The organism is Flintibacter faecis (assembly GCF_014287875.1).
Classification (GTDB): Bacteria; Bacillota; Clostridia; order Oscillospirales; family Oscillospiraceae; genus Lawsonibacter; species Lawsonibacter faecis_A.
The window spans coordinates 217,773-230,330 of sequence record NZ_JACOPN010000001.1 but is presented as its reverse complement, the minus strand read 5'-3'; the positions used below and the strand labels follow the sequence as shown (position 1 = coordinate 230,330).

Here is a 12,558-nt window from a genome sequence, read left to right as displayed (position 1 = left end):
AAAAAATTTTAACTAAAAATTTATAACCATTTGGAGGAAATTAAAACTATGGAGATCAATTTCGAGAACGTGCGTGACATCATTGTGAACACCCTGAGCTGCGAGGCCGACCAGATCACCCCCGAGACCAACCTGTATGAGGACCTGGAGGCCGACTCTCTGGAGGCCGTGGAGCTGTCCATGGCCCTGGAGGAGGCCTTTGGCGTGGGCATTGCCGACGAGGACATGACCCAGGTGAAGACCGTGGCCGATATCGTGAACTATCTGTCCGGCAAGAAGCAGTAATTTTTCGTTGGAGCGTCAAGCTCCGCTTGTAAGGAGACTACCTATGGAATTAGAGGAGCTGTATGCGCTGATGGAGCGCTTTGCCCGCTCCGGGCTCACCGATCTGGAGTGGGAGCGGGAGGGGGAGAAGATCGCTCTGCGCTGTGCCCCCGCCCCCGTGGTGGTAAGCGCCCCCGCCGCTGCCCCTGCCGCCCAGGCGGCCCCGGCCCAGGCTGAAGCTGCCGCCCCCGCCGCCCCTGCTGCTCAGGAGCAGGGGGAGACGGTGAACGCCCCCCTGGTGGGCACCTTCTATGCCGCCCCCGCCCCGGGGGAGGAGGCCTTTGCCGCCCCCGGAAAGCAGGTGAAGAAGGGGGAGACCCTGTGCCTGATCGAGGCCATGAAGATGATGAGCGAGATCCCCGCCCCCGCCGACTGCGTGGTGGAGGAGGTCTTGGCCCGGGACGGCGAGGCCGTGGGCTTTGGGGAGCCGCTGCTGCGCATTCGGAGGGTTTAAAGCTATGCTCAAGCGTGTGTTGATCGCCAACCGGGGAGAGATCGCCCTGCGGGTGATCCGGGCCTGCCGGGAGCTGGATATCGAGACGGTGGCCATCTATTCCACCGCCGACGAGAGCGCCCTCCACGCCCAGATCGCAACCCGGTCTTTGTGCGTGGGCCCGGCCCGGGCGGCGGACAGCTATCTGAACCAGGATGCCATCCTGTCGGCGGCCCTGGCCACCGGCTGCGATGCCATCCACCCCGGCTATGGCTTTCTGTCGGAGAACCCGGATTTTGCCGACCGGTGCGTGGAGGCGGGGCTGAAGTACATCGGCCCCAGCGGCGACGTGATCCGCAAGATGGGCAGCAAGGCCGCCGCCCGCACCCTGGCCCAGCAGGCGGGGGTGCCGGTGGTCCCCGGCTCCGACGGCCCCCTCCGGGACGTGGAGCAGGCCAAGGAGCTGGCCGCCCAGGTGGGCTATCCCGTGCTGCTGAAGGCCTCCGCCGGCGGCGGCGGGCGGGGGATGCGCCAGGTGGACGGCCCGGAGGGGCTGGAGAGCGCCTTCCACGCCGCCCAGGCCGAGGCCATCGCCTGCTTTGGCGACGGGGAGATGTACCTGGAGAAGCTGGTCCTCTCCCCCCGGCACATTGAATTTCAGATCATGGCGGACAGCCAGGGCCATGTGGTCCATCTGGGGGAGCGGGACTGCTCCATCCAGCGCCGCCGCCAGAAGCTGATCGAGGAGTCCCCCTCCCGGGCCCTGACCCCCCAGCTGCGAGAGGAGATGGGCCGGGCCGCCGTGGCCGCTGCGAAAGCTGCGGGCTATGTGGGGGCGGGGACGGTGGAATTTGTCCTGTCCCCCCAGGGGCAGTTCTATTTCATCGAGATGAACACCCGCATCCAGGTGGAGCACCCGGTCACCGAGCTGGTCACCGGGGTGGACCTGGTGAAGGAGCAGCTGCGGGTGGCCGCCGGGCTGCCCCTGTCCTTCACCCAGGAGGACATCCATGTGAGCGGCCACGCCATCGAGTGCCGCATCAACGCCGAGGACCCGGAGCACGACTTTCGGCCCTGTCCGGGCAAGACGGAGTTCCTCCATCTCCCCGGCGGACCCGGGGTGCGGGTGGACACCGCCCTGTACCCGGGCTATGAGGTGTCCCCCTTCTATGACTCTTTGGTGGCCAAGGTGCTGGTCCACGCCCCCACCCGGCTGGAGGCCATCCGCCGGATGCGCCGCAGTCTGGAGGAGCTGGTCATTGAGGGCTATCCCACCAATTCCGCCCTGGCTCACCTCATCATGCACGATGGGGAGTTTGTCCGGGGCCAGTATGACACCAGCTTTTTGGACAAGAACCTGCCCCGGCTGCTGGAGCTGGCCCGCACCTGTGATACGCTGACCGCCGAATAACGGCCTGGAAAGAAGAGCCGAAGGACATTCGGCTCTTTTTCTGGATACGGCGGGAAAGGAGAAGCTGTGAATTATTTCTTTCGCCAGCGCCGGGACCGGCTGCTGACCTATCAGGCCATGCGGGAGGGGAAGATCCCCACCGCCCGCAAGGTCCCCTGCCCCCAGTGCGGAGAGGACAGCTCCGCCCTGGACTGGAGCCGCAACCGCCAGGTATGCCCCCGGTGCGGCTTTCACAAGCCCATCGGGGCCTATTACCGCCTGTCCATCATCCTGGACCCTGGCACCTTTCAGGAGCTGGAGGAGAAGCTGGAGCCCGCCGACCCCCTGAACTTCCCCGGCTATCCGGCCAAGCTGGCCGTCCGGGAGGAGGAGACCGGCCTGCGGGATGCGGCGGTGGCCGCCGTGGGCAAGATCATGGGCCGCAAGGCCGTGTGCGTGGTGCTGGACAGCCGCTTCTTCATGGGCAGCATGGGCACCGCCGTGGGGGAAAAGGTCACCCGGGCGGCGGAGTATGCCACCCGGCGGCGCCTGCCCCTGATCATCTTTGCCGCCAGCGGCGGAGCCCGGATGCAGGAGGGCATTTTCTCCCTGATGCAGATGGCCAAGACCGCCGCCGCCATCCAGCGGCATCAGGAGAAAGGCGGGCTGTATATCTCCTGCCTGACCCACCCCACCACCGGCGGGGTGACGGCCAGCTTTGCCTCGTTGGGGGACATTATGCTGGCCGAGCCCGGGGCCCTGATCGGCTTTGCCGGCCCCCGGGTCATTGAACAGACCATCGGGGAGAAGCTGCCCCAGGGCTTCCAGCGGGCGGAGTATCTGCTGGACCACGGCTTTTTGGACCGCATCGTCCCCCGGGACCAGTGGCGGGCCGTTTTGGGCCAGCTGCTGGCCCTGCACGAGGGAGGTGGACGGGCATGAGCCACTATACACCGGAAGAAAAAGTGAAGATCGCCCGGGACCCGGGCCGTCCGGGCACGGCGGACTTTATCTCCGCCCTGTTCACCGACTTTTTTGAGCAGCGGGGAGACCGCCAGTGCCGGGAGGACGGCAGCATTCTGGGCGGCATCGCCCGCTTTCACGGCCGCCCCGTGACAGTGATCGGCCACCGGAAGGGCAAGAACCTGGAGGAGAACTTAAAGTGCAACTTCGGGATGCCCGGGCCGGAGGGCTATCGCAAGGCCCAGCGGCTGATGCGTCAGGCGGAGAAGTTTGGCCGCCCCATCATCACCTTTGTGGACACCCCGGGGGCCTATCCCGGCAAGGAGGCCGAGGAGCGGGGCCAGGGCGAGGCCATCGCCCAGTGTCTGGCCCTGATGAGTTCCCTCACCGTGCCCGTCATCTCCATCATCACCGGGGAGGGGGGCAGCGGCGGGGCGCTGGCCCTGGCCGTGGCCAACCGGGTGCTCATGCTGGAGCATGCGGTGTATTCCGTCCTGTCCCCGGAGGGCTTTGCCTCCATCTTGTGGAAGGATGCCTCCCGCAGCGGCGAGGCCTGTGCCGTGATGAAGCTCACTGCCCAGGACCTGCGCCGGGGGGGTATCGTCCAGGGGGTCCTCCGGGAGCCGGAGGGGGGGGCCCACACCGACTGGGAGGCCACCTTCCGCACCATGGATGCCGCCCTGCGCAAGGAGCTGGCCGCCCTGGATAAGCTGAAGGGCCCGGCGCTGGCCCGGCAGCGGTATGAAATGTTTCGGGCCATGGGGCGGGGACTGCCCCCGGCCCGGGAGGAGGAAGTATGAGCGCACCGAAATTTTTATCCACCGGCCGCTGTCTGCCCGCCAAAATCGTGACCAATGACGACCTGAGCCGCACGGTGGACACCAACGACGAGTGGGTGTTCAGCCGCACAGGCATTCATGCCCGGCACTTCTGCGAAAGGGAGAGCGGCATGGACCTGGCCCGGGGGGCGGCCCGACAGGCGCTGGAGCGCTCCGGCCTGAAGGCGGAGGACATCGGCGTGTGCCTGGTGGCCACCTTTACTCCCGACTTTGCCAGCCCCTCCATGGCCTGTATGCTGCAAAAGCAGCTGGGACTGAAAGAGGACACCATCTGCTTTGATCTGAACGCCGCCTGCGCCGGGTTTTTGTATGGGACCAAGACGGCCCACGCCCTGCTGGCCGATGCCCCCCGGCCCTATGCCATTGTGGTGGGGGCGGAGGTCATCAGCCGGGTGCTGGACCACACCGACCGGAACACCTGCGTCCTCTTCGGCGACGGAGCCGGGGCAGCGGTGCTCGCCCGGGACGACAGTGCCCGGTGGCACACGGTCTTTGGCTCCCGGGGGGACGAACAGAGCATCTGGGTCCAGGGCCCCGGGCCGGAGAAGGCCGCCGTCCACATGGAGGGCAAGGCGGTGTTCCGCTTTGCCACCGAGGTGGTGGAGGGCTCTATCCGCCAGCTGGTGTCGGCGGAGGGCTGCGACGTCAACGACCTGGACCTGGTGGTCTGCCACCAGGCCAACGCCCGGATCATCGACTTTGTAGCCAAGCGGCTGAAGGCCTGGGAGGGCCTGTTCTATAAGAACATGGAGCGCTATGGCAACACCTCTGCAGCCAGCATCCCCATGGCCCTGGACGAGCTGGTGGAGCAGGGGATGTTAAAGCCCGGGATGCGGGTGCTCACCGTGGGTTTCGGCGGCGGCCTGACCTGGGCCGGAGCGCTGTTTACTTGGTAACAACTGAGATCGGTGCGCCTGGAGGGCGCAGAAGGCGAGGAGACGCAAATGATAAAACTAAATGAACTGCTGGGAACCGAATTTCCCCTGATCCAGGGCGGCATGGCCAACATCGCCACCGGCGAATTCGCCGCCGCCGTGTCCAACGCCGGGGCCCTGGGCCTCATCGGCGCGGGGGGCATGAACGCCGACACCCTGCGGGAGAACATCCGCCGGTGCAAGGCCCTGACCGACAAGCCCTTCGGCGTGAACATCATGCTGATGAACCCCGCCGCCGCCGAGATGGCCAAGGTGGTGGTGGAGGAGGGCGTTCAGGTGGTCACCACCGGTGCCGGCGTGCCCAGCCAGTATGTCCCCGCCTGGAAGGAGGCGGGTATCAAGGTATTCCCCGTGGTCCCCGCCACCACCCTGGTCCGCCGCCTGGCCCCCCTGGGGGTGGACGGCTTCATCGCCGAGGGTACGGAGAGCGGCGGCCATGTGGGCGAGCTGACCACCATGGCCCTGGTGCCCCAGGTGCGGGAGATGACCGACCTGCCCGTGATCGCCGCCGGCGGCATCGCCGGAGGACGGCAGCTGGCCGCCGCCTTTGCCCTGGGGGCCTGCGGCGCTCAGATCGGCACCTGCCTGCTGGTGAGCCGGGAGTGCCCCATCCACGAGAATTATAAGCAGGCCCTGCTGAAGGCCAAGGACAGCGACACCACCGTCACCGGCCGCAGCGTGGGCGCACCGGTGCGCATTCTGAAAAACCAGATGGCCCGGGAGTATCTGGCCCGGGAGCGGGCCGGGGCGGACAAGATGGAGCTGGAGAAATACACACTGGGCTCCCTCCGCCGGGCGGTGTTCGACGGGGACACCAAGACGGGCTCTCTCATGGCCGGTCAGGTGGCCGGGATGCTCCACGAGATCCGCCCCCTGCGGGCCATCCTGGAGGAGATGTACGCCGACTATAAGGCCACCGTGGCCCAGCTGGCCCAGGAGGTTTGAACATGAAATTAGCCTTTGTATACGCCGGTCAGGGCAGCCAGAAGGTGGGCATGGGCCGGGACTTCTATGACCGGTACCCCGAATACCGGGCGGTGCTGGACAACGCCGGGCTGGACTTTGACCTGAAGGCCCTCAGCTTTGAGGGCCCTATTGAGGAGCTGTCCCAGACCCGCTATACCCAGCCCTGCATGGCGGCCTTCGCCGTGGGGGTCACCGACCTGCTGTATGCCAGGGGCATCCGTCCCTGCGCAGCGGCGGGCCTGTCCCTGGGGGAGTACTCCGCCCTGTATGCCGCCGGCGTGCTGGACCGGAAGACGGTGCTGAAGACCCTGGCCTTCCGGGGCCGGGCCATGGAGCAGGCCGCCCAGGGCCTGGAGTGCGGCATGACCGCCGTCCTCTCCCTGGACCGGGACAAGCTGCAGATGGCCTGTGACCAGGCAAGTGAGCTGGGCGTGGTGCAGATCTGCAACTATAACTGCCCCGGCCAGCTGGTCATCAGCGGGGAAAAGGCCGCCGTGGACCGGGCCGGAGAGCTGGCCAAGGAGCTGGGGGCCAAGCGCTGTATGCCCCTGCGGGTCAGCGGCCCCTTCCACACCCGGCTGATGAAGCCGGCGGGAGATGCCCTGGCCGACTATTTCAAGACCATTCTCTTCCACCCCATGGCCCTGCCCGTCTATTTCAACTGCAAGGGCGGCCCCATGGAGGCGGGAGATGCGATCCCCGCCCTGCTGGAGAAGCAGGTGCAGTCCTCCGTCTATTGGGAGGACACCGTCCGGCGCATGGAGGCCGACGGCATCGACACCATTCTGGAGATCGGGCCGGGCAAGACCCTCACCTCCTTTGTGAAAAAGACTGCCCCCGGCATCCAGACCTATCACATCGACACCGCCGACGACTTCGAGGCCGTGGCGGAGCAGCTGAAAGGAGCAGCCCAATGACCATGAACGAATCTGTGGCCCTTGTCACCGGCGGCAGCCGGGGCATTGGCCGGGCCATCTGCCTGGAGCTGGCCCGCCAGGGTGCGGCGGTGGCCGTGAATTATGCCGGAAATGAGCAGGCCGCCCAGGAGACGGTGGAGGCCTGCCGGGCGCTGGGCGTTCAGGCGGAGGCCTTTCAGGCCGACGTGTCCGATCCTGCCGCCTGTGAGGAGCTCATCAACGGGGTGAAGGAGCGCTTTGGCCGCCTGGACATCCTGGTGAACAACGCGGGTGTCACCCGGGACGGGCTGCTGATGACCGCCAAGGCCGAGGATTTTGACCGGGTGCTGGACACCAACCTGAAGGGGGCCTACTTCTGCATGAAGGCCGCCGCCAAGCTCATGATGCGCCAGCGCTATGGCCGCATCGTCAACCTGAGCAGTGTGGTGGGCCTGCGGGGCAACCCAGGCCAGACGGGCTACGCCGCCAGCAAGGCGGGCATTCTGGGTCTGACCAAGGCCGCCGCCAAGGAACTGGCCAGCCGGAATATCACGGTGAACGCCGTGGCCCCCGGCTTTATCGAGACGGACATGACCGCCGTGCTGCCCGAGAAGGCCAAGACGGCCATGCTGTCCACCATCCCCATGGCCGCCCCCGGCCAGCCGGAGGACGTGGCCCGGGCTGCGGCCTTCTTTGCCCGGCCGGAGAGCGCCTATATCACCGGGCAGGTGCTGTGCGTAGACGGCGGAATGGCCGTGTGACCGTGTCTCAAAAAAGTGATGAAATCACTTTTTTGAAAAGACTGCGCTCCGCTTCGTGCCTCGTTTGGCCGCTTTTGGCGGCCAAGTCGACACGCGCTGCGCGAGAAGTGTTTTTTCCGGCGTACACGCCGCCGGAAAAAACAGATTTCAATTCTTTCGCACCCTCGGGTGCGAAACGCTGCGAGGCTTTTTTAGACAGTCTGAAAGTGGAAGAGCCACTTGAGACCGTATTAGGAGGTAACTATGGAAAAACGTAGGGTCGTGATCACCGGCATGGGCACGGTGAACCCCATTGGAAACAGCGTGGCGGAGAGCTGGCAGGCGGTCAAGGACGGCAAGTGCGGCATCGGCCCCATCACCCGGTATGACTGCTCTGACATGCGGGTGAAGCTGGCCGGAGAGGTGAAGGATCTGGACATCGACGGCGTTTTGGGCAAGCGGGAGGCCAAGAAGATGGACCGCTTTACCCAGTTTGCCCTCATCGCCGCCCAGCAGGCCATGGACGACAGCGGCCTGGATCGGGAGGGGGAGGACCTGTCCCGCTGTGGGGTCATCTGCTCCAGCGGCATCGGCGGCTTTGAGACCGTGTCCGAGGCCCACCGCCGGGGAGAGAGCCGGGGCTATGACTCCGTGTCCCCCTTTGTCATTCCTATGATCATCTCCAACATGGCCGCCGGGCAGATCGCCATTCGCTTTGGCTTTCAGGGAATGTGTACCTGCGTGGTCACCGCCTGCGCCGGGGGCACCAACGCCGTGGGCGATGCCTTCCGCCACATCCGGGACGGGTATGGCGATGTGATGCTGTGCGGCGGCACCGAGGCGGCCATCACCCCCCTGGCCATGGGCGGCTTCACCGCCATGAAGGCCCTCAGCGAGAGCGCAGACCCCCTGCGGGCTTCTATCCCCTTTGACGCGGAGCGCAGCGGCTTTGTCATGGGTGAGGGCGCCGGGATGCTGGTGCTGGAGGAGTATGAGCACGCAAAGGCCCGGGGAGCCAAGATCTATGCCGAGGTGGCGGGCTACGGTGCCAACTGCGACGCCCACCACATCACCGCCCCCGCCCCCGGGGGAGCCGGCGGTGCGGCCTGTATGGCCCAGGCCCTGGCCGATGCCGGGATGAAGCCGGAGGAGGTGGGCTATATCAATGCCCACGGCACCTCCACCCATATGAACGATGCCTGCGAGACGGCGGCCATCCACACGACGTTTGGCGACCACGCCGCCCGCCTGGCCGTCAGCTCCACCAAGTCCATGACCGGCCACCTGTTGGGGGCTGCCGGGGCGGTGGAGGCCATCTTTACCGCCATGGCCCTGGTGGAGGGCTATTTGCCCGCCACCATCGGCTATCAGGTCCCCGACCCCGCCTGCGATCTGGACATCGTCCCCAATCAGGGGCGGAAGGCGGACATCAAGGCCGCCCTGTCCAACTCCCTGGGTTTTGGCGGACACAATGCCTGCATCGTGCTGAAAAAGTGGGAGGGCTGAACATGGAACTGAACATCGACCAGATCGAAAAGCTGCTGCCCCACCGCTATCCCTTCCTGCTGGTGGACAATATCGTGGAATGCGTCCCAGGCCAGAGCGCCGTGGGCCGCAAGTGCGTCACCGCCAACGAGCCCTTTTTCCAGGGCCACTTCCCCGGCTTTAAAGTGATGCCCGGCGTGCTCATCATCGAGGCCCTGGCCCAGGTGGGCGCGGTGGCCATCTTGACGGAAGCGGGAAATCAGGGTAAACTTGCTTTATTCGGCGGCATTAAAAATGCCCGGTTCAAGCAGCAGGTGCGGCCCGGCGACGTGCTGGAGCTGTCCTGCCAGCTGACGGCCCGGCGGGGTCCTGTGGGCTTTGGTACGGCGGAGGCCCGGGTGGACGGCAAGCTGGCCTGTAAGGCGGAGCTGACCTTTGCCCTGACGGACCGGCCGGAATAAAGAAGATACGGGGAGCGTGCGGAATTTGTTGGAGGAGAGCTTTTCCGAGGTGTACACGAAATTCAAGCTGCATTTTTACCAGGAGGTATTTTCCCGCTTCCAGAACCGGGAGGCCAGCCTGACGGCGGTGGAGACCTTTTGCATGGAGATCATTCAGGCGCTGAAGGAGCCGACCATCAACGAGTTTGCCGCCTTTGTCCACATCTCCTCGCCCAATGCGGCATATAAAGTCAACAGCCTGATCCAGAAGGGCTATGTGGAGAAGATCCGTTCAGACCAGGACCGGCGGGAGTATCACCTGCGGCCCACCCAGAAGTATATGAACTATTACAACATCAGCAGCCAATATATGCGCCAGGTGATGAAGCGGATCCAGAACCGCTTCACCCCGGACGAGGCCCGCCAGCTGGATCGGATGCTCCAGGTGGTGGGGGAGGAGCTGATGCCCGAGGTGGACCTGAAGTCCTGCGGCGACCTGTTCGCCGAGCCGGATCAGACCTGAGAGAGCACAGACAGGGCGCTGCCCCCTGAACCCGGGGACAGCGCCCTGTTTTGCGCAAAATAGAGGGCAGAACCAACAAAAATTCAGAAAAAGATTGACCAAATGGTCAAACTCATGTAAAATATACCGGCATCGCGGCACGGATAGCGTTTGAAAGAAGCGGTCTGGCTGCGGGAACAAGAAGAGGAGATGTTTTTGCTTTTATGGAGAAGAGAGAGACCTTTTCCTCCCGGCTGGGCTTTCTGCTGATCTCGGCAGGCTGTGCCATCGGGCTGGGAAATGTGTGGCGGTTTCCCTATATCACGGGGCAATACGGCGGCGGGGCCTTTGTGCTCATCTATCTGCTGTTCCTGGTGATCTTAGGGCTGCCTGTGATGGTCATGGAGCTGGCCGTGGGCCGGGGGAGCCAGCGGAGCATCGCCCGCTCCTTCCACGTGCTGGAGCCCCAGGGGACCAAGTGGCACTGGTACAGCTGGTTTGGCATTGCGGGCAACTATCTGCTGATGATGTTCTACACCGTCATCGCCGGCTGGCTGCTGCTGTACTGCCTGAAAACCGCCCGGGGTGACTTTGTGGGCCTGGATGCCGACGGGGTGGCCGGACAGTTCGGTCAGCTCATGGGCGAGCCGGGGATCATGACCCTGTTTATGGCCCTTGTGGTGCTCATCGGCATGGGCGTGTGCCTCCAGGGCCTGCAAAACGGCGTGGAGCGCATCACCAAGGTGATGATGATCTGCCTGCTGGTCATTATGGCCGTGCTGGCTGTGCGCTCCCTCACCCTGGAGGGGGGCGCTGAGGGCCTGAAGTTCTATCTGCAGCCCAACTTCAAAAACCTGATGTACGATGCCGAAGGTAAGTGGCGGCTGGGCGAGAGCATCTTTGCCGCCATGGGGCAGGCCTTCTTCACCCTGTCCCTGGGAATCGGGGCCATCGCCGTGTTCGGCAGCTATATCGGCCGGCAGTACGCCCTGGCGGGCGAGGCCCTGCGCATCGGCATCCTGGACACCTTTGTGGCCTTTGTGGCGGGCCTGATTATCTTCCCCGCCTGCTCCGCCTTTGGGGTGGCCCCCAACCAGGGTGCATCCCTGATCTTCATCACCCTGCCCAACATCTTCAACGAGATGCCCCTGGGCCAGCTGTGGGGGGCCCTGTTCTTTGTGTTCCTGTCCTTCGCGGCCCTGTCTACGGTGATCGCCGTGTTCGAGAATATCATCTCCTTTGCCATGGACATGTGGGGCTGGAGCCGGAAGAAGGCCGTGGCGGTGAATCTGGTCGCCATCTTCCTGCTGTCCATGCCCTGCGTGCTGGGCTTTAACCTGTGGTCTGCGTTCCAGCCCATGGGCCCGGGCAGCAACATATCTGACCTGGAGGACTTTATCATCTCCAACAATCTGCTGCCCCTGGGCTCCCTGGTCTATCTGCTGTTCTGCGTGAGCAGCAAGGGATGGGGCTGGAAGAACTTTCTCAGCGAGGCCAACACCGGCAGCGGCCTGAAGTTCCCCAATGGTGTCCGCCTGTACGTTAGCTATATCCTACCCTTGATCGTCCTGTTCATCTTTGTGATGGGCTATTGGAACAAGTTTGTGGGATAACATGGGTTTGACGAGAAAAATCCCGTCGGTTCAGCTGAACCGGCGGGATTTTTACACATATTCCGAAAGTTTGTGGAAAGATCATACGAAATATACCAGGGGGTCCTCGGGGCGCTGGCCGGGCTCGACAGACTGAGCATAGAGGACCACGCCCTCGCCGTCGTACACGGCGGCCTGCTCCCAGCGGACTTCGGCGGTGACCTTGACCCACTCGCCCTTTTTCAGGCTCTTGGCCTTGTCATACTTGCACAGGAAGCCGAAGAAGCGGATGTCCTCGGCGCAGCAGGTCATGGCGTTGCGCCCGGGGACAAAGCAGCCCTTGGGCACCCGGCCGCCCACCATGGCCTGGGCGGTGAAGGTGACCGTTTTGCCCACATAGCGCTCCGGGTGTTCCTGGATATCCAGATACCAGATGCCGTAGTCCGGGTCCTCCAGGTCGATGTGGTCACGCTCCAGGTCATAGGGGAGGATGTCCTCCACCTCCAGCTCGTCGCCGTTCTCGTCCTCAAAGGCCATCTGACACATGCGGTTTACCGCCCGGATGGAGCGCTTCCAGCCGGACAGGGGCATGTCCTCTTTACAGCGGTTGAAGAGGACCATGTCCGCTTCGGTCACCATGTCGATGATCATGGACTGCATGTTGCTGCGGTACATCTCGAAGGTGGTGCCGTCGATGACATCGATGGCCTGGTAAAGCCCCCAGTTCTTGGGCAGCTTCAGGTCCCGCAGAAGCTGGATGGGCCACATGCCGTTATACTCCAGCAGCACCCGCTCGGGCTGATAGCGGCGGTCGATCTCCTCCAGAAAGGCAGTGTTCAGCTGGCTCTGGTCCTCGATGGGGATCAGACGGCAGTTGCGCTCGGCCAGATACTGGGCGTTATACTCCACCTCGCCGTCCTCACACATCAGCAGGACGGTGCGCTGACCGTCATTGAAATAGTCCATCTCCAGGGTGTCGATAAGCAGGGTGGTCTTGCCGCTGTCCAAAAACCCGGTGATGAGATATAGGGGGATACGGGGATCGTTATTCAT

At 64.2% G+C, this 12,558-nt stretch carries 14 protein-coding genes; 13 read left to right on the top strand and 1 reads right to left on the bottom strand.

All coding sequences use genetic code 11. From position 1 onward, the window contains the following. The first annotated feature begins 54 nt into the window (after window positions 1-54). The 13 genes from acpP (at window position 55) to H8S55_RS01015 (ending at window position 11,526) form a co-directional block, all read left to right on the top strand. On the top strand, window positions 55-285 hold the full coding sequence (gene acpP / locus H8S55_RS01075) for an acyl carrier protein (protein WP_147560853.1): 231 nt from the start codon (window positions 55-57) through the stop codon (window positions 283-285). A gap of 43 nt (window positions 286-328) precedes the next feature. Then, the gene (gene accB / locus H8S55_RS01070; protein ID WP_186877443.1) at window positions 329-778 is read left to right on the top strand and encodes an acetyl-CoA carboxylase biotin carboxyl carrier protein; all 450 of its coding nucleotides are present in this window, start codon (window positions 329-331) and stop codon (window positions 776-778) included. 4 nt (window positions 779-782) lie between these two features. Then, window positions 783-2,168, top strand: a complete 1,386-nt coding sequence (accC, locus tag H8S55_RS01065; RefSeq protein WP_186877442.1) for an acetyl-CoA carboxylase biotin carboxylase subunit — start codon at window positions 783-785, stop codon at window positions 2,166-2,168. Window positions 2,169-2,234: 66 nt separating this feature from the next. Further along, window positions 2,235-3,089, top strand: a complete 855-nt coding sequence (gene accD, locus H8S55_RS01060; protein ID WP_366467099.1) for an acetyl-CoA carboxylase, carboxyltransferase subunit beta — start codon at window positions 2,235-2,237, stop codon at window positions 3,087-3,089. Next, complete coding sequence (locus H8S55_RS01055; RefSeq protein ID WP_186877441.1) at window positions 3,086-3,910, top strand: acetyl-CoA carboxylase carboxyltransferase subunit alpha; 825 nt, start codon at window positions 3,086-3,088, stop codon at window positions 3,908-3,910. Before accD ends, H8S55_RS01055 begins: the two co-directional genes overlap by 4 nt. Further along, window positions 3,907-4,845, top strand: a complete 939-nt coding sequence (locus H8S55_RS01050; RefSeq protein WP_186877440.1) for a beta-ketoacyl-ACP synthase III — start codon at window positions 3,907-3,909, stop codon at window positions 4,843-4,845. Before H8S55_RS01055 ends, H8S55_RS01050 begins: the two co-directional genes overlap by 4 nt. A 48-nt stretch (window positions 4,846-4,893) precedes the next feature. Further along, window positions 4,894-5,829 (top strand): nitronate monooxygenase, encoded by a 936-nt coding sequence (locus H8S55_RS01045; protein WP_186877439.1) that lies wholly within the window; start codon window positions 4,894-4,896, stop codon window positions 5,827-5,829. Window positions 5,830-5,831: 2 nt separating this feature from the next. Beyond that, entirely contained in the window at window positions 5,832-6,767 is a 936-nt protein-coding gene (gene fabD / locus H8S55_RS01040) for an ACP S-malonyltransferase (protein ID WP_186877438.1), read from the top strand. Further along, window positions 6,764-7,507, top strand: coding sequence for a 3-oxoacyl-[acyl-carrier-protein] reductase (gene fabG / locus H8S55_RS01035; protein WP_186877437.1), 744 nt, complete (start codon window positions 6,764-6,766; stop codon window positions 7,505-7,507). The genes fabD and fabG overlap by 4 nt, the downstream gene beginning before the upstream one ends. Before the next feature lie 243 nt (window positions 7,508-7,750). Beyond that, a complete protein-coding gene (gene fabF / locus H8S55_RS01030; protein ID WP_186877436.1) occupies window positions 7,751-8,992 on the top strand; it encodes a beta-ketoacyl-ACP synthase II in 1,242 nt (413 codons plus the stop codon). 2 nt (window positions 8,993-8,994) lie between these two features. Next, entirely contained in the window at window positions 8,995-9,432 is a 438-nt protein-coding gene (fabZ, locus tag H8S55_RS01025) for a 3-hydroxyacyl-ACP dehydratase FabZ (RefSeq protein ID WP_186877435.1), read from the top strand. 25 nt (window positions 9,433-9,457) lie between these two features. Next, window positions 9,458-9,934, top strand: coding sequence for a MarR family winged helix-turn-helix transcriptional regulator (locus H8S55_RS01020; protein ID WP_147560848.1), 477 nt, complete (start codon window positions 9,458-9,460; stop codon window positions 9,932-9,934). Window positions 9,935-10,137: 203 nt separating this feature from the next. Continuing rightward, the gene (locus H8S55_RS01015; RefSeq protein ID WP_186877434.1) at window positions 10,138-11,526 is read left to right on the top strand and encodes a sodium-dependent transporter; all 1,389 of its coding nucleotides are present in this window, start codon (window positions 10,138-10,140) and stop codon (window positions 11,524-11,526) included. Window positions 11,527-11,607: 81 nt separating this feature from the next. Here the strand turns inward: H8S55_RS01015 and H8S55_RS01010 are convergent, their stop codons facing one another. Beyond that, window positions 11,608-12,558: a TIGR03943 family putative permease subunit gene (locus H8S55_RS01010; protein ID WP_147560516.1), complete on the bottom strand. Its 951-nt coding sequence runs from the start codon at window positions 12,556-12,558 to the stop codon at window positions 11,608-11,610.